Origin of the sequence: Streptococcus mitis (assembly GCF_003942765.1) — a bacterium.
Lineage (GTDB): Bacteria > Bacillota > Bacilli > Lactobacillales > Streptococcaceae > Streptococcus > Streptococcus mitis_BE.
The window spans coordinates 525066-547773 of sequence record NZ_RJNW01000001.1 but is presented as its reverse complement, the minus strand read 5'-3'; the positions used below and the strand labels follow the sequence as shown (position 1 = coordinate 547773).

The 22708-nt window shown below is 36.9% G+C and carries 24 protein-coding genes; all 24 read left to right on the top strand.

Annotation, left to right across the window (positions count from 1 at the left end; all coding sequences use genetic code 11):
• Positions 1–88 precede the first annotated feature (88 nt).
• Positions 89–511 carry a hypothetical protein gene (locus tag D8849_RS02925; protein WP_125386144.1) on the top strand — a complete coding sequence of 141 codons (423 nt, stop codon included), beginning with the start codon at positions 89–91 and terminating at the stop codon, positions 509–511.
• Positions 501–2174 (top strand): Mbeg1-like protein, encoded by a 1674-nt coding sequence (locus tag D8849_RS02920; protein ID WP_125386143.1) that lies wholly within the window; start codon positions 501–503, stop codon positions 2172–2174. The genes D8849_RS02925 and D8849_RS02920 overlap by 11 nt, the downstream gene beginning before the upstream one ends.
• On the top strand, positions 2155–2469 hold the full coding sequence (locus D8849_RS02915; RefSeq protein ID WP_084888621.1) for a hypothetical protein: 315 nt from the start codon (positions 2155–2157) through the stop codon (positions 2467–2469). The genes D8849_RS02920 and D8849_RS02915 overlap by 20 nt, the downstream gene beginning before the upstream one ends.
• Before the next feature lie 13 nt (positions 2470–2482).
• Complete coding sequence (locus D8849_RS02910) at positions 2483–2791, top strand: hypothetical protein (RefSeq protein WP_125386142.1); 309 nt, start codon at positions 2483–2485, stop codon at positions 2789–2791.
• A gap of 129 nt (positions 2792–2920) precedes the next feature.
• The gene (locus tag D8849_RS02905) at positions 2921–3208 is read left to right on the top strand and encodes a WXG100 family type VII secretion target (protein ID WP_020902061.1); all 288 of its coding nucleotides are present in this window, start codon (positions 2921–2923) and stop codon (positions 3206–3208) included.
• 69 nt (positions 3209–3277) lie between these two features.
• Positions 3278–6313, top strand: coding sequence for a type VII secretion protein EsaA (esaA, locus tag D8849_RS02900; protein ID WP_125386141.1), 3036 nt, complete (start codon positions 3278–3280; stop codon positions 6311–6313).
• Positions 6314–6316: 3 nt separating this feature from the next.
• Positions 6317–6781, top strand: a complete 465-nt coding sequence (essA, locus tag D8849_RS02895) for a type VII secretion protein EssA (RefSeq protein ID WP_125386140.1) — start codon at positions 6317–6319, stop codon at positions 6779–6781.
• A 65-nt stretch (positions 6782–6846) separates the two neighbouring features.
• Complete coding sequence (locus D8849_RS02890) at positions 6847–7086, top strand: EsaB/YukD family protein (protein WP_064276358.1); 240 nt, start codon at positions 6847–6849, stop codon at positions 7084–7086.
• Positions 7087–8358 (top strand): type VII secretion protein EssB, encoded by a 1272-nt coding sequence (gene essB, locus D8849_RS02885; RefSeq protein ID WP_125386139.1) that lies wholly within the window; start codon positions 7087–7089, stop codon positions 8356–8358.
• 21 nt (positions 8359–8379) lie between these two features.
• Positions 8380–12801, top strand: a complete 4422-nt coding sequence (gene essC / locus D8849_RS02880; protein ID WP_125386138.1) for a type VII secretion protein EssC — start codon at positions 8380–8382, stop codon at positions 12799–12801.
• Entirely contained in the window at positions 12794–13894 is a 1101-nt protein-coding gene (locus D8849_RS02875) for a hypothetical protein (RefSeq protein ID WP_125386137.1), read from the top strand. The genes essC and D8849_RS02875 overlap by 8 nt, the downstream gene beginning before the upstream one ends.
• Positions 13895–13906: 12 nt before the next feature.
• Positions 13907–14212, top strand: coding sequence for a hypothetical protein (locus D8849_RS02870; RefSeq protein ID WP_125386136.1), 306 nt, complete (start codon positions 13907–13909; stop codon positions 14210–14212).
• A gap of 31 nt (positions 14213–14243) precedes the next feature.
• Positions 14244–15626: a T7SS effector LXG polymorphic toxin gene (locus D8849_RS02865; RefSeq protein ID WP_125386135.1), complete on the top strand. Its 1383-nt coding sequence runs from the start codon at positions 14244–14246 to the stop codon at positions 15624–15626.
• Positions 15627–15640: 14 nt separating this feature from the next.
• Positions 15641–16162, top strand: a complete 522-nt coding sequence (locus D8849_RS02860) for a hypothetical protein (RefSeq protein WP_125386134.1) — start codon at positions 15641–15643, stop codon at positions 16160–16162.
• Between the two features lie 14 nt (positions 16163–16176).
• The gene (locus tag D8849_RS02855) at positions 16177–16719 is read left to right on the top strand and encodes a DUF3592 domain-containing protein (RefSeq protein ID WP_125386133.1); all 543 of its coding nucleotides are present in this window, start codon (positions 16177–16179) and stop codon (positions 16717–16719) included.
• A gap of 85 nt (positions 16720–16804) precedes the next feature.
• Positions 16805–17344 (top strand): DUF3592 domain-containing protein, encoded by a 540-nt coding sequence (locus D8849_RS02850; protein WP_125386132.1) that lies wholly within the window; start codon positions 16805–16807, stop codon positions 17342–17344.
• 20 nt (positions 17345–17364) lie between these two features.
• Entirely contained in the window at positions 17365–17769 is a 405-nt protein-coding gene (locus tag D8849_RS02845) for a DUF5082 family protein (protein WP_125386131.1), read from the top strand.
• A gap of 222 nt (positions 17770–17991) precedes the next feature.
• Positions 17992–18423 carry a hypothetical protein gene (locus D8849_RS10610; protein WP_260467565.1) on the top strand — a complete coding sequence of 144 codons (432 nt, stop codon included), beginning with the start codon at positions 17992–17994 and terminating at the stop codon, positions 18421–18423.
• 35 nt (positions 18424–18458) lie between these two features.
• Entirely contained in the window at positions 18459–18803 is a 345-nt protein-coding gene (locus D8849_RS10605) for a hypothetical protein (RefSeq protein WP_260467564.1), read from the top strand.
• A 15-nt stretch (positions 18804–18818) separates the two neighbouring features.
• Positions 18819–19691, top strand: a complete 873-nt coding sequence (locus D8849_RS02835) for a hypothetical protein (protein WP_125386130.1) — start codon at positions 18819–18821, stop codon at positions 19689–19691.
• Positions 19692–19707: 16 nt separating this feature from the next.
• Entirely contained in the window at positions 19708–20589 is an 882-nt protein-coding gene (locus D8849_RS02830) for a hypothetical protein (protein ID WP_125386129.1), read from the top strand.
• A gap of 17 nt (positions 20590–20606) precedes the next feature.
• A complete protein-coding gene (locus D8849_RS02825; protein ID WP_125386128.1) occupies positions 20607–21494 on the top strand; it encodes a hypothetical protein in 888 nt (295 codons plus the stop codon).
• On the top strand, positions 21487–21798 hold the full coding sequence (locus tag D8849_RS02820; RefSeq protein WP_125386127.1) for a DUF4176 domain-containing protein: 312 nt from the start codon (positions 21487–21489) through the stop codon (positions 21796–21798). Before D8849_RS02825 ends, D8849_RS02820 begins: the two co-directional genes overlap by 8 nt.
• A gap of 509 nt (positions 21799–22307) precedes the next feature.
• On the top strand, positions 22308–22706 hold the full coding sequence (locus D8849_RS10600; RefSeq protein ID WP_260467563.1) for a hypothetical protein: 399 nt from the start codon (positions 22308–22310) through the stop codon (positions 22704–22706).
• The last annotated feature ends 2 nt before the right edge of the window (positions 22707–22708 follow it).

The window sequence follows — 22708 nt, the reverse complement described above, 5'->3', positions numbered from 1 at the left end:
CTATAATAAAAAACTATACTTATTATAAGTATTTTTTTTTACATTCATGATATAATATACTTAGATTCCGCTATATAGGAGGAAAGAGATGAAAAAACGTACTTTACTTTGGCTAGTTTTAGCCCTTGTAGTATTTGGAGGAGGCGTATGGATGGCTCAGGAAACAAATCTATTCGGAGGAGTATTTCTTAGTCCGCGGGCTAAGCAGTTGGCTTATTTGAAGGAGCATGAAGAAGAGATTAAGGAGTTTGTAAAATCTCAAAATGCAAAGATAGAATCTGTTCAGATGGATTGGAATAGTTTAACTGTTGAACAGATAGGGAATGGAACTCCACAAGGTGGAGGTTATAATCTATCAGTGAAGGGTTCTTTTAATTATATAAAGGATTCTGACTTTACAATAGATTTTCGATTAAAAACTAAAAATGATGTACCTTCAATAGAACGGATTGGCATGTACAATCCCCCTAGAGTGTTAAAAAATGGAGGTTGGGACAAGTATGACGGATAGTAATTTAAAAGACTATAGCAACTTTTATGCGGATTTAGCACAGTCGGCTTATAGAGGGAGGCCAAATACTTTATCACGCTATAATAATGCTTTAAACTGGACTTTAATAGATTATTCACAAGATATAGATGACGATGGTGAAATCACTCCCGGAGGTAAAAAACTTCCTCATGACGGTAAAGTCTACTTGCAACCAGATCCTGATCTAAGAGATACTTATAAAGTCACATCGGTACCAGTTCCTGATACGAACGGTATGAGGCAGGAACCCCACAGAACCAAACTCTATCAAAAAGGACTCTTAACTGATGAGAGAGCTGGTTTTAATGCCTACTACTTAACGGATACGCCGACCTTAGGGAAAGATACTACGAAAACCTATATGGCTATCCGCGGAAGTGATGCCATTAGTTATGAAAATTGGAACGACTGGATAGACAACGATGCGAAGTTTGCCCTCAATCACATCCATACCCCGCAAGCCAAGTTAGCGACGGCAGGAATGAAAGTTAAAATCGCTGAGATGCGCGAAAAAGCTCCACTTGCTACGATGGACATCACAGGTCACTCCCTAGGAACCATTGTCTCTGCGCAAGGGATAGCTGGCCTCACTGATGAAGAACTGAAGAAAATCGGCAAAGTAGTCCTCTTTGACGGTCCAGACACGACAAAGAGTTTAAAGAAAATGGGTCTCAGCAATGAGAAAATCAAAAAGATTAGCGAAAAGATCGAGTACTATGTCAATCCTTTTGATATCGTGGGGATGCTTAATCGAGAACACACCATTGCCAAATTACCTGGGGACTCCGATGAACCCCTTAAGAAACCCGTCGGTAAAGTCAATGTCCTCGTCCCCTTGCATTATACTCAGATTACTGATCCGGAAAGCTCCCATGACTTTGGTGTTTTCCAATCGGATGGAAAAGGACATTTGTTGACCGCGTCTGAGGATTTTCACCCAGAATTGCTCAGGGCAGGTGAAAAGCTGTCTCGACTGATTGCGACATCTTTAGATTCTCTCAGGGCTTTAGGAGTTGATGAAAATGTAGCAACCAATGTTTTAAATTCCATTATGAGAGGTGAGTTTAAAATAAAGGCAGCTATTGGTTATGGCGTTTACGAGAATTTTACAACTGAATATAGTAAGATCGTCGAAGAAGCTCGTCAGGAATCTATAAAGTGGGATCGTGAAGCTATTCCTCGTTATCAGGAACAACTGAGAAGCGGCAATCTTTCAGGAAATCAAAGAATCTTGGTTCGAGCTCAGCTACTTCAGACAGCAGCCCAGTTAGCAAATTTTGACATGGAAGACAAAGTTAAATCTGTGAAAACCTTACTTTCAGACGCTAAGGAAGACATTCAAAATATAGTAAAGGAGACAAGGTCAACAGCGTTTGACATGGTTGGATATTTGTCAAGCTCAGAAGTTACGAATCTGCTTTCTGGTTTTGATACAACAAGCTTTTGGGATGAAGGCGTTGCTAGTGACACGAAGACAGCAGCAACATCCTTCCTGACACAAATCCAGCAACTGGGGGAGAGCTTGGTCAAAGCTAGTGGCTCCTTTGAGACCATAGATAGAGATAGTGCTGAAGATTTTAATAATCTATTGGCGGATGTAAAGCAAACATGGAGGGGAAAAAATGGTAGTCCTAACGGATGAGGATACTTTAATTACAAGAGAGCAACTCGACAGAGCCTTCAAAGAAAGAATGAGGGAACAAGAACGCCAAGCAGTCAGGGCCTTGGTAACTGCAAAAGAGTTGTCAATCCTTGCTAAAGGAGCTGAGTTAGCTAAAAAGTTGCAGGAAGCAGCCACAGATATGCAAGAGTACGCTTCTAAGACCTATGTGAACAATATTAAGGGTGGATTTGAGGGAAAGGCTGCAGATGCTGCAGAAACTTACTTGACACAGACCTTGCAAACACCTACTTTACAGAGTCCAATCAAAAGCTAGGAGAAAACTGGTCATGGATAAAAAGGGACTTCAGAAACTAGAGGATGAACATAATCGTAAATTACGAGACTTAGAACGTTTGGAGATGGATTTGGATGATGATTTCCACAAGTTTAGTAGGGAGACGGATCATCTCCTAGAGGCGCTTTCCTATGCATGTAGAGATAGTAGTTTTGCTGAAATTCAACCTTATATCTTTGAGATAGAGAACAATTTAGATAGCTATCATCAACTTTATAAGAATCGTATAGAGAATATACTGGAAGCTCGACACCAAGAGAATAAAAGCTTTTATCGAAAGTTAGAGGAAAAGGATTTTTAACGAATAGACCCTGAATCTAATACAAGAGAATTTTTTTGATAATTTATTAGTAAAAAATGGTGTAAGCACTTGTAATTTGTGACATTTATTGATATAATAAACTTATAAAATAACTTAAAGGAGTTTAATATGGCTTTAATTCAATTAACAACAGAGGAACTACGTACTTCTGCTCAAAAATATACTAATGGTGCTGAAGAAGTAAGAGAAGTACTTCGCACATTGAGTAACGAACAAGAGATTATTAGAGAGAACTGGAAAGGTGCTGCTTTTCAGAGCTTTGATCAACAGTTTACAGAATTATCTCCAAAAATTGAAGAGTTTGCAGCTTTACTTGATGCAATCAATGCGCAATTGTATAAAGTTGCTGAAATTGTTGAGCAAAACGACCAAGAACTTGCATCACAAATTCATTAATTTGTTATAAGTGGCTTTAGGAGGGCGAGAGCCTTCCTATTTTTTTTAATGGAGATGATTAAAAGGCAAATGAAGAAGAATAGAATATATAAATATGTAGGGAGTAGTTTGCTAGCCCTATTGTTGCTCTTGATGATGGTTCTTTTGAATCTTTCTGTTCAAAAGAATACGACAATTAACAATGAGAATAACGCGAAAGTAAATCAGCAGACCAAATTAAATGTGGCTATTGTAAATGAAGATAAGCCTGTCTATGTGGATACAAAAGAGTATAATTTGGGGGCTAGTTATGTAAAAAATATCGAGCGTGATAATTCACAAAACTGGTCCGTTGTTCCTCGTGGAGCAGCAGATACCGGATTAGAAAGTGGGAAATACCAACTCGTTTTAACAATTCCTAGTGACTTTTCTGAAAAAATACTTGATATTAACAGTATCAATGTTGATAAGACAACTATTAATTATAAGGTCAATGCGCAAGGAAATTTGCAAGTAGAAAATGATGCAAATAAACTAGCGAAAGACATTGTTGCTGATTTGAATGGTCAGTTGGTCGACATGTATATGGCGAGTATTTTGAGCAATCTTTATACGGCGCAAAAAAATGTGCAAGCTAGTTCACAGATACAATCAACTAATATCGGAAACTACCGTACAAACTTATATGGAACAGCAATTAACTCTAAAAATCTTTTCCCAACTCTCTATAGTATGTCTAGTTCCTCTGTTGACGCCAACAGTACTTTAAAGACAGGTTTGGAAAGTTATTCTCAGATTTTTGGTCGTTATGACGGTTCACAGATTGCCTATGGTGAAAAGCTTGGCACTCTGCTTAAGAATAGGGACACTGAGAAGAAAAACCATGCGGATGTTATCACTGAGCTCATCTCTCAGAGTCGGAAAGACGTTCAGGAGCAAGTTAATAATTATCAGAAATTAATTGAAGCTCAAGGTAGTCTGACTGCTAATATAGATGGAACAGCAGCATCCTCTGATGTAATGCAGCCTAAAGTTGGACCTTCCTATAAAACAGTCGCTAAAGACATCAGTGACGAGATTGGTAGTCTACAGACCAATCTAACAAATGAAAGAACCAAGTTTGAAAATCATAAAAAAGGTATTCGTGACTTCATTGATGAGAAACTAGCTTCTTACTATGGAACAAGTGAGAAGAATAATATCACTCTCGGTCGATTTTTGGATAAAGCTGCAAACAAGGACCTAGAGAAGGCTGAAGAATATCTCAAAGAGCAGCTGGTTTCTGCAATCTCAGAATTACCCAAAGAAGATTTTAGTGGAAAAGAATTTAGTGGTTTTGGTATGACACCAACCACAATTCCTTCTGTAAACTATACAGATTTAAAAACGATTAAAGAGCCTAGCGACGAGATTTCTTTGGCGGACTTGAAGAATCTGGAAAATAAGGCGATTACTAGTACAAGTGCTGTTGGACGAACAGGAACAAAGGCTAAGGTATCATGGAAGGCTGGAACAGGAGTGACGGTTCATTCGGTCACTTATGATGGCACACCAGTTGAGTTTGGCCAAGAAATTGATTTGAAGACTGGTGGGACTTTCAAAGTAGCCTATAGTCTTGCAGAGGCAGCTCCAGCTCCAACTCCAATTCCAAGTTCAACTGGGGCTCCAAGCCCAACTCTAAAAGCGGAGCCAGAGACTGTTGATATTTCCTTGAATGATGTTCAAGCAGTCAGTGCTCCCATAGATGTCTTAGCCGTTCAGCAAGCAGCAGTGACTTACGGACAAAAGGTTCAGAAAATAGCTTCTGCCTACCAAAAGGTAGAATCACTAAAAAAAGCATACGATACCGTCAGAGGGTTAAAAAATAGTGATGTGTCTACAGCATTGTCAGATATTTGGTTTGAAGCTATTAGTTCAAATTTGAAGAAGTATGAAGACAGCTTAACTGCACCTGCTAGCGATAAAGATAAAGATGGTGCTAAGGATAAGGTAGATAAAGCCTTAGCTAAACTGACTGATTTGAAGCCTATCCTAGAAAAAAATGTGCAGGATGTTTTGACTACCAACCAAGAATTGGATACCAAAATAAAGGACCAATTTGAGAAGTACAAACAGTTAAAAAAGAAACTAGAGACATTGGAAGAGAAACAGGACGGAGGAAATACTGCCTTTAAAAATACTGATGATCAATTGGCTACCCTAAATACTGATTATGCGGCTCTCTTATCAGAAACTAAGGGTGTGAAGGAGTCCTCTCAAAGCAATGTCAAAGCTGCAGAGTCTGTAAATGAGACTTTAGGTAAGTTCAATCGTGAATTGTCAAATGCTCAAACAAGTACTGAAAAGTTGTCTCAAGATGCTGACTCCTTGATGACGCAGTTTAACGAAGAATTGTCTAAGAATGGTAACTTTGTAGAGTCCTTCGTGATAGTTCTGAATAACGCCTATGACAATGGGGTACCAAATGAAGTATTGCTTAACTTCTTATCAAACCCTGTTGCGCAAAATTCCACCTCGGTAAAAGCGACTGTCAACGTTTATCGTCCATTTACATGGATTCTCTTACTTGAAATTGTTAGTCTCTTTACAGGCTATTTATTTGCAACGCAAAATATTGTTCGTAAGGTCAAAGATAAATTTAAGCTAGACAAGTTGCATGATACAGATATTATGACAGTTGGCCTACTATCTATTTTAGCTATAATAGTTGGTCTAGTCGTTGCTATTGTATCGAGTGCTCAACTTCACGTTGGTCGTGAATATCAACCATCATGGGTATTACTAATTGTTTTAGCTGCTTTGGTACTGATTCAAGGGCAGTATTTATTACTTAAACATTTCCGAATAATTGGAATGGGTCTTGCCTTCTTTATGATGATTAGCTTTGTCTATCTATCAAATGCAATTGGGACGACGGCCAGTCTAACAGGTTTCCCAGCCTTCATCAAAAATCTTAATGCTTTATCAATATTAGAAGCTTTCCTTTCAGGATATTTTGATGGACAACCGGCAAATATTTTAGCATTTATTGCAATGATGATTGTCGTAGCTGGATTACTTGTTATGAATATTTTTATCAAAGAAAGAAGCTTTTGGCCTCAAGTATTTCAAACTGAGAAAGAATAGGAAATGAAAAAAATAATTCTTTTACTTCTTACCTTAGTAGCATGTGCAGCAGTCTCAATGGCTGCTGCAGATGATTTGAAGGATAATCGTTTACAGATTGATGATTCTCGACTTGAGAAAAAAGAGGGACTTAACTTTGGTCTACAATCTGAAGAAACAAAGGAGCTTTTTAACGAAGCGACCCAAAAGAAGTTGCAAGACATGCAGCAGCATCAAGAGGAACAGTTGATCACAGAAAGGGGCCAACTGTTTTCTGCTATACAGGGACCAGTTAAAAAAAATCCTGCAGAGCAGTTGTTTCAGCCAAATTCAAAAATAACATCTAAATTTCAAACAAATATTGGTCAGTTAGAAAAAGATGGTTTGAGTGATTTTCTTCCGGAGTTAGCATATATATCATTGTTTTTATCACTTTTCGTAGCTACAGCTGTGATGAGTTATCGCCTTATGGCCGAAGGAATAGAATAATGTTTTAGCAAGTCCGTCTTAACAACTTAGTAAGAACAGAATCATATACAGGAGGTATATAAACAGTGGAGCAACATATCAATATTACTCTACGCTTGAGAGAAAAAGATGTGGATATTCGCATTCCTAGTCGGATTGAAGTGCGACGGTTAATTCGAGAAGTGGATACGATTTTTACTCCAGGTAAACAGAGAAAAAAATATCAACTTAGAATTGTCAACAAAGGATTATTGATTGATGAAGGAAAACAACTATCTGATTATCCAATGACGACAGGAGATTTAGTAGAGATAGAGGAGATTTAGGTGACTGAGGAAAAATTTATATTTGGCGAACAGCCGTTTGTATATGAAAAAAATGAAACAACTTGGAAATTGAGCCTTAAGCGTTCAGATGTAGCGAGTCAAGATTTACGGGAACTGTTACTGTTGGATTTGCATCATCCGTTCTTTTTGGAGCAATCGATGGTCTCTGATGAGGACAGTGTAACCTTCTCCTATCAAGTCGAAGCTCATGGTTTGACTTATGAAGAAATAAAGAGTCGTACCATTTCGGAGAGAATTCGTTTGGCCCTAAACGTTTTTCGTCTAGAAGGAGCTTTGGAGTTACCAGTGACCTTCCTTTTGCATCCAGTAAATCTATTTATTACCAAAGATGCTCAGGCTAAGATTGCTTATCGTGGAATTCCTGGTCTGATGGTTCCTCAATCAATATCCTCAGAAGATTTTCTACGTCAGGCTAAGTGTTTTACCGTAACACTATTTAGTGATTTTGACTTTATGGACCTTTACAATGGTTCCTTGGAATTAGAGACCTTGCCAGACTTTTTAAATGACCTGTGTCAGGCAGATGATATTGCAACAGCAGTTACTATTTTGGAACGGTATTATATAGAGAAATCTGCGAAAGAACAGGCGGATTTGGTATTGGTTCCAAGCAGACGACACCGAGTGTTTAAATTGGCAACGATTTGGTTGACAGCGAGTGTTGTTTTGTTGATCGTTCCGCTTATCTATTTGATTTTCATGCAAAATCCTTTCAAAGAAAAGATGTTGCAGGCGGATACAGCTTTTATTAAAGTAGATTATAGCGCGGTTATTACAGAATTAGAGGGAATTGCTCCTGCTAGCTTGCCTAATACGCAGAAGTATGAGTTAGCCTTCTCTTATATTCAGGGATTGGAATTTTCTTCTGAACAAAAGAAGGTCATCCTGAATAATGTAACCCTCAAGTCTGATGAGCTTTATTTGACTTATTGGATTCAAGTTGGGCGCAATCGCTTTGAAGAGGCACTTGATATTGCCAAACGGATTAACGACAGTGACTTGATTCTCTATGCTTTGACTCAGGAAATCAAGCAGGTTCGGGAAGATGGTAAGTTGTCAGGGAAAGATCGTGAAAGTAAACTGAATACTTTGGAGAGTGAATATAAGAAATACTGGGATAGCCGAAGTCAGCTATTAACAAGTGATTCTAGCTCTAATGCATCTACTAGTTCTAGTTCACAAGAAAAGCCTTCTGAAAGCAAACCTTCATCTGAGAAGAAAACTAGCCCTAGCAGCTCCTCTAGCAATTAAAGTAGACCAAGGAGAGAAACTATGAAAAAACAAATCATTTTCTACAGTCAAGGTCTGCGTTATGAAGTAGAACTGAGTGCAGCTAAGACGGTCTTGGTTGGGGCTACAGAAAAGGCCCAAGTCTACCTTCCTCAACAGGAGAGTCCGATTCAGCTCAAGCTTGACGGTGACAAGATCTTTTATCAGTATGAGAACGAAGCAGGATTATTGAAAGATGGTCTACGTTTGGGTGAGGTTGTCTTTTATATCCGAGAAGGGGGTCCAAGGGTCTATGATCTTTTGGATTTATCAGAGTTTCAGATTGGTTCTCATAAAGGTGCGTTGATCACACTAGATGAAGATGTCGAACTCTTACTCCAAAAATCTCAGAATCAATGGATGTTAACTCGATTAAAAGGCGTATTTTATCGAAACAATCATCTGGAACAAATGGACCAGCAATTGATTGGTTTTGGAGATGAGTTGAGTTTAGGAGCGGTGACAATAAAGCTCTTTCCAGACGAAGTATGGATTTTGGGACCAGCTCAAGCAGGCAGACAACTAACGCTGAGAGAACCCTCTCGATATGGTTTTTATGAAGATTATCCAGATTATCACCGCTCTCCACGAATCATTTATCGTGGAAGTGAAGATAAAATCTTGATTAACCCTCCAGGTCAAGAACCAGCTAAGCCGAGTGATGAACTGTTAAAGCTAATCGTTCCTCCTCTTACGATGGTCGGGGTAACCGTCTTGATCACCTTGGTTCAACCTCGAGGGATCTATATTCTTGCGACAGTAGGGATGTCCATAACCACAATGATTTTTTCTATCCGTGGTTTTATCAAAAATCGTAAAAAGTACAAGGCTGATAAGAAGGAACGGATCGATCTTTATCGTCTTTACCTGAAAGATAAGGTAAAGGAATTGACTCGTCTAGAACGGGAACAAAAAGAAGGGATGCACTATCATTTTCCAACTATTTTAGAGTTGACGGACTTGGTTGAGAGTTACAATCACCGGATTTACGAAAAAACTCCCTTACATTTTGACTTCTTATACTATCGTTTGGGACTCGGGAAAATACCGACTAGCTATGACTTGAAATATGGTCAACAGGAGCGCAGTGGTAAGAAGGATGCTCTGGAAGAAGAGGGTTACGCTCTCTATAGTCGTCACAAAAAAATTCCAGATATGCCGATTCCGGCAAACCTTAGCCATGGACCGGTTGGTTATATTGGACCTAGAAATCTCGTCCTAGAACAACTGCAGCTTTTGGTGATGCAGTTAGCGACTTTTCATTCTTATCATGATGTGCAGTTTATTACGATCTTGCCAGAAGAGGAAAAAGAACAATGGTCTTGGATGCGTTGGCTACCTCATGCCAAACTGCAAGAACTCAATGTTCGCGGTTTTGTCTACAATCAACGGACACGAGACCAGGTTCTCAATAGTTTGAACCAAATCTTGAAACTACGTCGTAGTCAAAAGGAAGAAGCATCCCACAAGGAGAGCACCCTCTTCCATCCTCATTACGTGGTTCTAGTAACCGATGAGAAGCTGATTTTGGACCATATTATCATGGAATTCTTTACCGCAGATCCAACGGAATTAGGCTGTTCTCTCATCTTTGTAGAGGATGTCATGAGTTCCTTGTCTGAGAATATCCAGACAGTGATCAATATCAAGGACCGAAATACTGGCCAACTGGTCATGGAAGAAGGGGTCTTGAAAGAGACGGACTTCCGCTTGGATCATTTCCCAGGAGATTATGATAAGGAGCGGATCGCCCGTACCTTGGCACCGCTCAATCACCTCCAAAACCTTAAGAGTTCGATTCCAGATTCCGTGACCTTTATGGAAATGTATGGTGCGGAGACCTTTGAGGACTTGCAGGTATCGAGCCGTTGGAAAAAGAACGCACCCTACAAGAGTTTGGCTGTGCCGATTGGTCTGCGTGGTCAGGATGACCTGGTTCAGCTCAATCTACATGAAAAAGCTCATGGACCTCATGGTTTGATCGCAGGGACGACTGGATCAGGGAAGTCAGAAACGATCCAATCCTACATCCTATCCCTCGCTGTCAACTTCCACCCACATGATGTGGCTTTCTTGCTGATTGACTACAAGGGTGGTGGGATGGCCAATCTCTTTAAAAACCTCCCCCACCTCTTGGGAACCATTACCAACTTGGATGGTGTCCAATCCATGCGGGCCTTGGCTTCGATCAATGCGGAGATCCATCGTCGTGAACGACTCTTTGGAGAGTTCGAAGTCAACCATATCAACCAATACCAGAAGAAATTTAAAAACGGAGAAGCGACAGAACCCCTCCCTCATCTCTTCATCATCTCAGATGAGTTCGCAGAGCTCAAGGTTAACCAGCCCGACTTTATCAAGAAGTTGGTATCTATTGCGCGTGTCGGGCGTTCCCTCGGTGTTCACTTGATCCTAGCTACTCAAAAGCCATCAGGTGTGGTGGATGACCAGATCTGGTCCAACTCTCGCTTTAAGATTGCCCTTAAGGTAGCAGATCGTTCGGACTCCAATGAAATGCTTCATACACCGGATGCGGCCGAGATCACTCAGACGGGACGCGCCTATCTGCAAGTCGGAAATAATGAAGTCTATGAGCTCTTCCAGTCAGCCTGGTCAGGCGCAGATTATCAGCCAGAAAAGGATGATATGGGAATTGAAGACCATACCATCTACCTGATCAATGAATTGGGGCAATATGAAATCCTAAACGAGGACTTATCGGGCTTAGAGGATGCAGATGAAATCAAGGAAGTTCCGACAGAGCTAGATGCTATTGTGCACAATATCCATCTCCTATGTGAAGAACAAGAAATTCCTCCAGTACCACAGCCATGGTTGCCACCACTTAAGGAGCGCATTGCGCTAGAGGAGCTAGAAGAAGTGCAACCAGCAATAGCCTGGGCACAAGAGAAATCACTCTCAATTCTACTTGGAATGGCAGATATCCCACAGGCTCAGAAGCAGGAAGCCGTCTCTATCAATCTCGCCAAGGACGGACATGTCCTTCTCTATGGAAGTCCGGGTACCGGGAAGACAACCTTCCTTCAGTCAGCAGGTATGGACTTGGCTCGTAAGTTCAGTCCTAAGGACCTTACCATGTACTTGATGGACTTTGGGACCAATGGTTTGGCTCCATTGTCTAAGCTTCCTCAGGTAGCGGATACCATGTCTCTGGACCAAACGGAGAAGATCTCTAAGTTTGTACGAATCATGGAGAAAGAACTCAACCGCCGTAAGAAACTGCTTGCGGACTATGGAGTTGGGACCTTGGAACTCTATCGTCAGGCTAGTGGTCAGGAAGAACCGGCTATTGTCATCCTCTTAGATAGCTATGAAGCTTTCAAGGAAGAAGCCTATGAGGCAGAACTCTTCAAGCTCTTGGTGCGCATCTCTCGTGAAGGTCTCAGCATTGGGGTACATCTCTTGATGACAGCGGGTCGCCAGTCCAACCTTCGTGCTCAACTCTACTCCAACTTCAAGCACCAGTTGAGCCTACCACAAAATGAAGCTAGTGAAGTGCGGACGATTGTGGGCTCTACACCCCTTGCCATGACCATGGAAGACATCAAGGGACGGGCTCTCATGAAGCGTGAAGACGTGGATGTCATCCAGCTGGCACTCCCAGTCTCTGGAGACAACGAAAACCAAGTCCTCAATAACCTTCGTCAGGAAGTGGCTTCCCTCCAAGAAGCCTGGACAGGCCAGCGCCCAAGTGCCATCCCGATGGTACCAGAGGAGTTGACAGAGACTGACTTCTATAGTCGAGAAGCTGTATTAGGATTACTTGAAAAAGGGCAACTACCACTAGGATTGGATTTAGAAAATGTCGAACCGTTAAGCTGGGATTTGTCTAAGGGGAATCTTTTGTATATTTTTGAGAAAGAATGGCAAAATGATAATATGATTCGAAATATCTTATACAACCTTTCTAAACTTCGAATCGATACTACACTTCTTAGTGTATCGAAATTCCAAGAGCAATATAAGTTTTCAAGAGTAATAAGTTCAGAATTAGACCGGAAAAATAAGATAGAAGAAGTTTTCGACTTGGTTTGTGAAAATATAGATTTAGGAGAGATACTTAGTCAGCCATATATAGTAATTTGGGATGAAATTGAAGAGTTAGTTCAAGAGAATGAGCTATTATCAGAAAAAATATTATATATCTTGAATCATGGTCCAAGAATAGGATTATATAGTTTTATTACTACTATTCCTTCATTATCAAATAGTCTTAATGTAGTTTCTAAATTTATTAAACAACTTAAATATGCTATTGTAGAGTTGAGATTAAATGATCAGAAAATCATAAATGTCTCAAATGTAAAATATTCTGAACCTATTTTGGAAAAATCGATTGCTTATATGGTTGATGATAAATATTATCAAAAAATGAAGATAATGAAAGGAGTAGATTATGAGTAAGAAGTATGATGTACTGATTCAACCTTTTGAATATCCGAAAGATAGGATTTATACAACGTTGGGTTATAATTTTGGATTTTCATTAAAGCATTATCAAATCAATCATGAAATTTATCAAATTAATCCGGCTTCTATACTATTTTTAGCATTTTATAAAAAGAAGTTTGCTCAAGAAAAATTGGGCAAAATTATAGAGATCTCAGTTAATCCAGGGAATACTACTATATCTTTTGTTAGCACTTCTAAGAAAATTATAGAAGATTTTAAAAAGTTAAATCAGTTTATATTGTTTAATCCTGAAGACGAATTTGAAGAAAAGAAAAAGATATTTGTAGAGGAGTATTTAACCAAGGAAAATGAATTTCCTAATATTTTTAATCTCTCCATATTGGAGTTTTTAGGACAAAATAAACGATTTTCTAGGTATGAACTATTCAATCATATTCAAAAAGTGACTCAGGATGAAGTGAATTTTGTTCAGAAAGTTCTTTTTGAAGCGATGGAAACAAAAGTATTTATTTTGGGAGATATAAATGAAAAAGTCTGTCAATTATTGAAGGAAACAGTTCCAACTTCTAAACAAGATTGTAACCCTAAATCTATTTTCTTTCCTCTAACAGAGAAAGATATAGTAGCAAAAGAAGTATTAGTTCAGGAAGAAGGAAAGAGAGACTTACTGATACATTCAAATCCAAATCACCAAAACGATAATGGGATGCTATCCTTCTCAGCAGCAGATGTATTTTTGGTTTACCAAATTTTATCAGAGCATTACAGAGACTTGCATCTCACTTTGTCAATCGATTGTGCAGATATGGGAATTCATATTGCGGGTATAAATAGAATTGATTTATCTAAAATCGATGATGTAACGTTAACTACATACATAGATAGAATCAAAAAACAGCCAAGTTATTTAATAAAAGAAAGACCTAAACTGTATTCAATGTTATTTGTAGTATTATGGCTATCAAAAATTGACTATATCGGGTATAATATTACTGTTACAAATCAATCGTTGAGTGAGATTAGATACCTACTTTCAAAAGTTTTAGATGAAAGTTTGTTCTGTACAGTAAATAGTAATAAATGAAGGAGAACTGAAATGGCAGATCAAATATTAATTAACCCAGAAGAATTTCAGAAAGAGATTGATACTTTAACATCAACCAAAGAGGCTGTTTCGGATAATATATTGAGTATTGAAACAGATGGTCTTGAGTTAGAAACTATTTCACAGTTGAATGATATTATTAGTAAATTAAGCAGTGTAACAAAAAATTACAAGAAACTTTTAGCGCAAGACGCTAAAAATTTGGAAGTAATTAAATCTGAGTGGATGGCTTTAGATTCTTTTATTGGACTTCATGGAGAATGGATATCAGGTAGCAATAAAATTGGGCAAAAATGATTAATTTTTGGTACAATTGGAAAGGAAAGATATGAAATTAGATAATTCTAAGATAAATTCAATTGAAACGCTAGGGGGTAAGGCTTACACAAATTTAGAAACTCAATTATACAATGTAAATAAATCTTTAACAGTTTTAACTAAATCATTGAATTTTAAAGGACAAGGCGCAGAAAAGTACAAAGCATTTATGCAAGATAATTCTGTCAATGCAACCTATGTTTTATTACAAATAGGTAAGGATTTAAAAGATTATATTGAGAATATAAAAACGGGGTTTTTAGAATTTGAATCAAATGAAACGGGTAAAGTATCAAGCTCAAGAGTGGAGGATATAAAAACTTCGTTTGGTGAAATTTTGAAATCTGTTTCTGTAGATATAGAGGATTTAGTTAGTAACGAATCTAAGGCTGCTGAATATATTTCTGTTAAGTCTACTAATACTAATAACATAACAGATGGCTTCTCTACTATAGATACAAATTTGGAAACTGTTAACAACGATTTTAAAACTAAAGATGGTGAGTTATCAAAAGGTGCTGAAAGTATCCTGACTTCAATCAGTAAATTAGATAAAATGATTACAAATATTTTAAATAATTATGTTACATCTAGTGGAAAGTATAATGAAGCAAAGTTTGAAAAGTTGAAACAGGAAACTTGGTATATTGAAGGGGATAGTTCTGTATTTGATGAAAGACAAAAAAAAGATCCTTATGTATATGATACCGCTTATTTCTCATTAGCTAATGGACAATTAGCAAAAGGATGGGGAAAGGATTATTATTCTTACACAGATCTAAATGTCATTAATAGTAAATACGAATCTAAAATTTCAAACGGACAGGAAAATCTACACGTAGACGGAAATTTATTATCTAATAAAACAGTGATAAAAGCTGGTGACTATTTCAATGTAGTCTCTGAAAGTAGGCTTTTATACGCTGAAGGTAATTCAACTGTTGGAAAAAATGGACTCAAAACAAATGCTGAATTTGGAGTGGGAGAAACAAAACTACATGCGGGTGTATTAGATGATAATGTCTTTTTTGAGGCTAAAGCCGCTGGCCCAGAATCGAAAGGAGAAATTGCATCTTATTCAGATGAGAATGAGTCGAAGCTAGGATTTGATTTCTCAGCAAAAGGAGCAAAAGTAGATACAAATGTAGGATTTAAACTTTTCAAAAATGAACAGAGTGAGGCAAAAGATCCACTAGTTGGAGCAAATATTGGTTTAGAGGCTAATGAAGGATTTTCTGCTGCAGCTATGGTGAGTACTAAGAAACAATATGATAGTTTTCTAGGCCAAGGATGGCTTGATGTTCATACAGTTACCTTTAAGGCTGATTTTTCATTTATATTAGGTGCGAAAGCAGAAATTACGTTACCTTATCCAACATTGGATTTTAAATAGAAAGAGGGGAAAAAATGAAGAAGCTATTTGTTATTATTCTATTGTTGATGCTTGGAGGCTGCTCTAATGGAAATAAAATAGAAGAAAAAGATACTAGTAAAAATGAGACGATTATCAAGGAGGAGAAAGAATTGAAATTTGTAGTTGCACCTCAATATGAAGGTAAAACATCTGATTTAATTGAACTTGGAAAAAAATTGACTAAGGAACACCCCGAACTAGGTAGTAAGGGAAATATGGCTATCTACTATACAGGAGCAGTCTCAGATGGTAGGGCAGCACTGATGCTCGTCAATAAAACTGACGTAGATATCAAAAAAGATTTGGAGTTTTCACTAAGCTGGTCCTATGATGGCAAAACTATTTTTGATAATCAAAAGATTAGCTATACTATCAAGGATAGTGGTGAGTTACCTTCTTACACAACTACATTAATTTTGTTACCACTTAATTCAGAGCAATTGGAGGTTGTTGATTCGATGTCAGAACCATCCAAGATGACACTTTCAATGTCCGATGTGAAGAGTGTAGAATAAGATAGGAATTGAATGTGACAACAGAAACCATTTTATTTTTATTTGCTACTATCGTTATTCTTTTATCCTTGATTTTTTTATCTGGTACGTATTTCTATCTTTATTTTCGTGATAAAAAGATGGTACGTCTTGCCAAATCGTCTGTTAAGGGAACAGTTGTGGGCTATAGTAATTTTCAGGCTGGGAATCCTCCGATTGTTGAATATACGGTTAACGGAACTACTTATAGCAAGCCATTACGGTATTTTATAATCAAAACGGTTTCGCTTCCATGGGGGCCTATAAGTGCATCTGATAACTTTACAAGAGAGGATATGTTGGCGAATTCACTCACTTTTTATCGTAATTCCTTTATATCGTTTAATAACTTAATGCGTACGCATTTTCCAGTCTATTCGAAGATGACGGTATGGTATGATCCTGAAAAACCAAACAGGGCTTATGTGGAACGATACTGTGGGATTAACAAGCTTTATAAATGGTTTGGCATCGGTAGTGCTATATTGTTAATCATGACCTATGCTATTGTAGTGCTTGCTTATTTGTTAAAGAGATGAGGTATAGATGTCAGACGTTAGTATTGTTGAAGTAGAAGAAGTGAACCTAAGTATATCAGATATTCAGATGAAGTAGGAGAACTATATGACAGATTTGAAGCTTTATTTTTTGTTGCTATTTGCATTTTTATTACTCTGCTCATCTGTACTTTTCTTTTTCCGTTATTTTTACAAAAGAGAACTAAGGATTAAAAATTTATCTACTGCATGTGTTGAGGGAGTTGTAGTAGGATACAAGTATTCAAAACCAGCAGGTCCTCCAATTGTTGAATATAAAGTTGATGGGCGAACTTATCAAAGAAATTTGGATTACCATAGAGTTATTCTCGTATCAGTTCCTTGGAAGAGTGTACAAGCCACTTCTAGGTCGGAGTTATTAGCTCAAAAGATAACAATTTATAGAAATTCGGTCGTTTCTGTTACACGTGTCTTGGAAGATGCTTTTCCAAAGGGCTCAAAGATGACGGTTTGGTATAATCCGGCTTGTCCCAAAGAGTCCTTTGTTGAGAGATACAGTGGTATGGAAGTAGTGTATAAGCATCAAGTATGGATATGTATGGCAGCATTAATTTTAGCACCCATCTTGTTGACATTAGTATTTCTATTGGATGCAATTTATAAATAGTAAATTTAAGGGGAGGAATTATGTCAAATGCTATTCAAGAAGCTGCAATTCAATCGCAGATTAGTTCAGCTCAATCAAAAAAAGAAAGTTATTTAGAAGAGGCAAAAAAAGTCAAGGAAATATATGACGAGTTACGGAAAATTAAAAGTGAATTTGTTAAGCAAAAAAAAGCTGTAGCTTCTAAAAAAGATGAATATGATGATTCTTGGACTGGAAATTTGCATGATACGAAATTTGTTACACCCACAGGTGATCTGATTTCATATTTTAATTCTAGTATTAAGGCTATGGACGAAAATATTGACGAGTTACTCATAAAAATTAATGAGTATGAGAATAAAGCTTTAGAGATGGATGGACTTATTGGCCAGCTAGAAATATTGTTAAACAATATAAGTGGTTGGATTGAAAGTTTCTTCAACTAACTGTAAAATTTCATTAACCACCTGAATTTATTTCAGGTGGTTTTCTTTTGTATTTCTCATCTTTTCACGGTATCACGCATATGGTATAATGGGACAAGAATATTTTTTCTAGTACCTTGAAAATTCTATATTTTTGGCTTGCTTATCTGCTCTGCTATTTACAAAAAAATATCCTGTCTCTTGCCGTCAAGTTCCACCTTCATGATGTGGTTTTCTTGCTGATTGACTACAAGGGTAGGGGAAGCTAGAATAGCATTCTACAATCAAGGAATTTCTGCATTATCAGCATTTGATAATGCAGGAGATTTGCAAGGGGCAGCCTATGATAGTGGTAAACAATATGGTATGAATGTAATCACTCCCTTGCTCAAGGGAGCCATCATGTATACAGAACTGGTAAGTGAAGCTGTTCCAAAGCTACCATCAAAATATCAATCAGAAGTTGGCGGTGAGGATCTTGATTCAGAGGTACTTGAAAGTGAAATTCGTAGCCTTGAAGCTAGTCTTCACGGTATTAGATGGATGTACTATGCAATGGTTGGAGACGAATCTACAAGTACAAGCACTTTAAGTAGTCTTTTAAATCGCATGGATTCTTTAACTGGACAAAGAAATGAAGCTTCGCAAGTTAAATCTATTTGCTGGAAGTTCTAATGAAGTTTTTTCTATAGGGGAAGGTAGGTACAGTAATGACGTTTGTTGATCTTGGGATTACAGCGATTTCTAGTGAAGTAGACGAATATAGCAAAACTAAGGATATAGGAAAAGCTGCTGGGAAAGGTGGACTTTCAGCCATAGCTAGCGTTGGTCCATTAGAAGGTGCAACCATCGGAGGAGCAATAGGAGGTGGACCTGTTGGGATGGCTGTTGGATTCTTCGTTGGAGCTGCAATTCAAGGAATTAAGTGGCTTGAGCCTAAATTTTTGATGATCCAGTGCAGGGAACAAAAAATATTATCAATAATGTTGGAAAAGGAATTGAAGGATTTGCAAATGAGGTTTCTAAGGGAATTGGTGGAATCGGTAAGGTATTAGGATTTGGGTAAAAAAATGAAAAAGAAATCAATTTTTAAAGCAAGTTTTGAAGAAAGTCTTAATCTAGAAGATGATGGACTTCGAAAGTTACAGCAAGAGCAACATGATAAGACGGCTAACTATTTTAAAAAAGGGAGAGCCTCTCTTTGGTTCTGTATCAAAAGTTTTATTTTATCCCTTATTTTTCCTATTGGTTTTAACTTTCTATTGCTTATTGTATCTATGGAGTTCCATGAAAGTGACACTTTAACTCTTCCAATAGCCAAGCACGAGTCATTAACGGTAAATGTTTTTTTGATATTACTTCTAATTTGGCTATTCTTAGTCATACTCGGAAAGTTTATTAAAAGAGTCTATCTTTTACCATACCGCTATCAGTTTCATACTTTTACATTTATGATTTGGTTCTTATTGGAAATTGATTTAATCGTGTTTGATATTCTATTAGCAAATCTGGCAACTTGGGAAATGATTGGCATCTATGGAATCATTATGATTGTCACTTATGCGATATGGAATATTGAGTTAAGAGGATTAAGACGACTCATGTATGGTGAGGTTTCGGGAAATACTTTCCGTAATAAGATTGCAAAAATGATCTCTCTCTATGGTATGGGGATTTTAGGAGCAGGTATTATCATAAAGCGTATTTTAGGAATCTTTACAGTAGATATGTCAAGCTCAATAAAGGCATTTGGTTTCTTGCTATTATGGATTTTTTGTAATGTTATACTGGTTGCTGTAGTTGCTTTCATAGGTTTACCTTATTTCCTTCAAGCCTACTATAAATGGAAATATCCCGAAGAATACCGCGAGTGGGAAGGCAAATCTGTGGAAGAGTGGTATGGGAAAAAATATTTAAAAAAACACAAGGAGTTATTAAAATAGGATTTGGGTGAAAAGTATGAAGAAATCAATTTTTAAAGCAAGTTTTGAAGAGAGTTTAAATTTATTAGATGATGGTTTTTTACAGTATCAATTGAAGGAACAAGATAAAAAAATGTCCAAACCTCCAAGGAATGTATTTGACTATTTTAAAAATGCTGTTTTATATGGTATATTGACACTTATTTTCCCGATTGGCTTCAACTTTTTATTATTAGTTTTTTCAACAATGCTTTATACTAGTGATCCAAAAGATTTAGTCTTTCCCATTTCAAATCATAATTTTTTAACGGCTCATGTTTATATAATCGGGTTATTTATATGGCTTCTCTTAGTTCTAATTGGTAAATTTTTCAAACCATTTTTTATTCTTCCATATAGAACTCATTTTCATGTCATAACGTTTTTGATTTGGTTTGTTATAGAGTTCGACCTTGCTGCTATTGGTTTAGCATCACCATTTCTAACAATATTAGAAATTTATATTCTTGTTTGTCTTCTTTTAACCTTAATTTATTGGATGTTTAGGATAGAACTTAAAGGTTTGAAAAATCGAATGTACGGAGAAATTAAGGCACCTACCTTACTCGATAAAATTGCCAAAGGTATTGCTATTTATGGAGCAGGTATATTGGGCTTGGCTGTGATTGTTAATTATATTTTCAAAGCCTTCTCTATTAATTTCTCACATTCCGTAACTCTTTTAGGTCTCTTCATATGTTGGATTTTGTTAAACATTGGTTTAATTGCAATGCTTATTTTTATGGAATTTCCTTATTTCCTTTATGCTTACTATAAATGGAAATATCCTGAAGAATACCGCGAGTGGGAAGGGAAAACTGTAGAAGAGTGGTATGGAAAGAGATACTTGAAAAAGCACTCAGATTTAGTAGAAAAATAAGATTGAGAATTAAACTTATGACAAAAAAGTCACTATTTAAAGCAAGTTTTGAGGAGAGTTTAAATTTATTAGATGATGCTCCACTTCAGTATTCAAAGAAAGAGTATTATGAACATTTAGGAAAGGGATTAAATAATGGAATCCCAAGTATTGGTTTCAGGATTAAGAATATTCTTTTTAGTATTTTCTTTGTTTTTGGTGGAAACTTTCTTTTAGCACTTTTTGCTAATTCTTTGAACAATGCGGATCCTAAGGATCTTACATTACCCATTTATAAACCGCAACTATTGACACCTGAAATTTTCTTGCTTGGTTCGTTTATTTGGCTTGTGTTGATTATAGTTGGAAAAATTTTTCGAGAGCCATTTATACGTCCATATAGACATCGATTTCATATTTTAACATATTTAATTTGGTTAGGTATAGAGTTTAATTTATTAGGAATAACAGTAGCTTTACCGACTCTCACATTAGTAGCTATCGCTGGTATCTATTTTCTCTTATTTATTCTTGCTTTGTTATTTATTCGTACTGAGAGTAGAATTTTAAAAAATCGTTTTTTTGGTGAGATAAGTGAGAATACTCTAGTTGATAGAGTGGTGCGTTTTATTGCCTTGTATGGTTCCGGAGTATTAGGGATTGCTGTAATTTTAAAGATAATTTTATCCAATACTGGAATAGTTGTTTCGCCTCATTTAACTTTATTAGGATTATTGTTGGTATGGATAGGCTCGGATATCGCTCTTTTGGCAATGATTGTATTTATGGAGTTTCCTTTCTTTTTAGAAGGCTACTACAAATGGAAATACCCTGAAGAATACCGCGAGTGGGAAGGGAAAACAGTAGAAGAATGGTATGGAAAAAAATATTTAAAAAAACACAAGGAGTTATTAAAAAATGAATAATAAAAATAAAGAATTATTACCGTTAGGTAGTATTGTCTATCTTCAAGAAGGAACGCAGAAATTAATGATTATTGGTCGTGGAGTTATCTTTGACGACGAGGAAACTGGAGAAAAAGCATTCGCTGATTATATGGGTATTTTGTACCCAATGGGCTTTCAAACAGAATCAACGCTTTTCTTTCAACATGAAAATATTGACAAAATCGTTTTTGTAGGCTATTCAGATGAGGAAGAGGAACGTTTTTCAGAAATTTATAGAGAATGGACGAAAACACTCACGGTTCCTAAGAAAGAGATAAAATAGAATTACAAAGGAGTAACTATCATAGTTCATCTATATTGAATGTAGTAATGTTAATTCTGTCTTTTTGCTGAAAGCTTTAAAACCATTAAAAGTGTAACAAAATTCGAATAAGCTATATTTTTAGAGATTGTTTAAGAAATCACTATACTTTAAATAAAAATCAAAAACGAGGAGCTGCTTTGATATTAAAGAAACTCCTCGTTTTTTGTCTGTTCCATTTCGTAAGATGAATTAGCGTGGTCATAAGCCTAAATTCATGATACAAAAATATAGCTTTGTTCCTATGGGACGAGGATTGTTTTGATATTGTGGTATAATAGAACGAGAACGTTTTCTTTCTAGTACCTTGAAAATTCTATATTTTCGATTATTTATCTGCTCTGCTATTTATAAAAAATATATCCTATCCCTCGCTGTCAACTTCAACCCACGTGATGTGGCTTTCTTGCTGATTGACTACAAGGGTTGGAGAAAGCATTGAGAAAATTGGAGATTGTGTAATACCGTTAGTGAATAAATTAGATAGATTTTTAGGGAGCGCTAAATTTGCGAAAGCATTACCATATGGATTGGGATCAGCGATTGATTTTGGCACACAGTTATACAGTGGCGAAGATGTTGGAGATGCAGCAATTAAGACAGGTGGGCATCTCCTGATTCAATTAGCTTTAGGTGTTGTAGGTGGTCCGATTGGTTTCTTTGCTGGTGTAGGATTGTCAATGGTATTTGATTATCTATATGATAAATATGGGGATAAAGTCGTGGAATTTGCTGGTGATGTTTGGGATGGTACAAAGAAAGTAGTAGGTGATACGATGAAATCTGTTGGTGATACAGCTGAGAAAATATGGGATAGTGCGGGAGATGCAGTTAATGGATTTTTCTCGGGATTAGGTAGTGTATTTTAATA

Bases quoted from the DNA above. Each gene is read 5' to 3' on its own strand.
- D8849_RS02910 (WP_125386142.1), top strand. From the start codon at position 2,483: ATGGATAAAAAGGGACTTCAGAAACTAGAGGATGAACATAATCGTAAA.
- D8849_RS10605 (WP_260467564.1), top strand. From the start codon at position 18,459: ATGACGTTTGTTGATCTTGGGATTACAGCGATTTCTAGTGAAGTAGAC.
- D8849_RS02830 (WP_125386129.1), top strand. From the start codon at position 19,708: ATGAAGAAATCAATTTTTAAAGCAAGTTTTGAAGAGAGTTTAAATTTA.
- D8849_RS02850 (WP_125386132.1), top strand. From the start codon at position 16,805: ATGACAGATTTGAAGCTTTATTTTTTGTTGCTATTTGCATTTTTATTA.
- D8849_RS02820 (WP_125386127.1), top strand. From the start codon at position 21,487: ATGAATAATAAAAATAAAGAATTATTACCGTTAGGTAGTATTGTCTAT.
- esaA (WP_125386141.1), top strand. From the start codon at position 3,278: ATGAAGAAGAATAGAATATATAAATATGTAGGGAGTAGTTTGCTAGCC.
- essC (WP_125386138.1), top strand. From the start codon at position 8,380: ATGAAAAAACAAATCATTTTCTACAGTCAAGGTCTGCGTTATGAAGTA.
- D8849_RS02825 (WP_125386128.1), top strand. From the start codon at position 20,607: ATGACAAAAAAGTCACTATTTAAAGCAAGTTTTGAGGAGAGTTTAAAT.
- D8849_RS02875 (WP_125386137.1), top strand. From the start codon at position 12,794: ATGAGTAAGAAGTATGATGTACTGATTCAACCTTTTGAATATCCGAAA.
- D8849_RS02835 (WP_125386130.1), top strand. From the start codon at position 18,819: ATGAAAAAGAAATCAATTTTTAAAGCAAGTTTTGAAGAAAGTCTTAAT.
- D8849_RS02915 (WP_084888621.1), top strand. From the start codon at position 2,155: ATGGTAGTCCTAACGGATGAGGATACTTTAATTACAAGAGAGCAACTC.
- D8849_RS02860 (WP_125386134.1), top strand. From the start codon at position 15,641: ATGAAGAAGCTATTTGTTATTATTCTATTGTTGATGCTTGGAGGCTGC.
- D8849_RS02925 (WP_125386144.1), top strand. From the start codon at position 89: ATGAAAAAACGTACTTTACTTTGGCTAGTTTTAGCCCTTGTAGTATTT.
- essA (WP_125386140.1), top strand. From the start codon at position 6,317: ATGAAAAAAATAATTCTTTTACTTCTTACCTTAGTAGCATGTGCAGCA.
- D8849_RS02870 (WP_125386136.1), top strand. From the start codon at position 13,907: ATGGCAGATCAAATATTAATTAACCCAGAAGAATTTCAGAAAGAGATT.
- D8849_RS02920 (WP_125386143.1), top strand. From the start codon at position 501: ATGACGGATAGTAATTTAAAAGACTATAGCAACTTTTATGCGGATTTA.
- D8849_RS02905 (WP_020902061.1), top strand. From the start codon at position 2,921: ATGGCTTTAATTCAATTAACAACAGAGGAACTACGTACTTCTGCTCAA.
- D8849_RS02845 (WP_125386131.1), top strand. From the start codon at position 17,365: ATGTCAAATGCTATTCAAGAAGCTGCAATTCAATCGCAGATTAGTTCA.
- D8849_RS02865 (WP_125386135.1), top strand. From the start codon at position 14,244: ATGAAATTAGATAATTCTAAGATAAATTCAATTGAAACGCTAGGGGGT.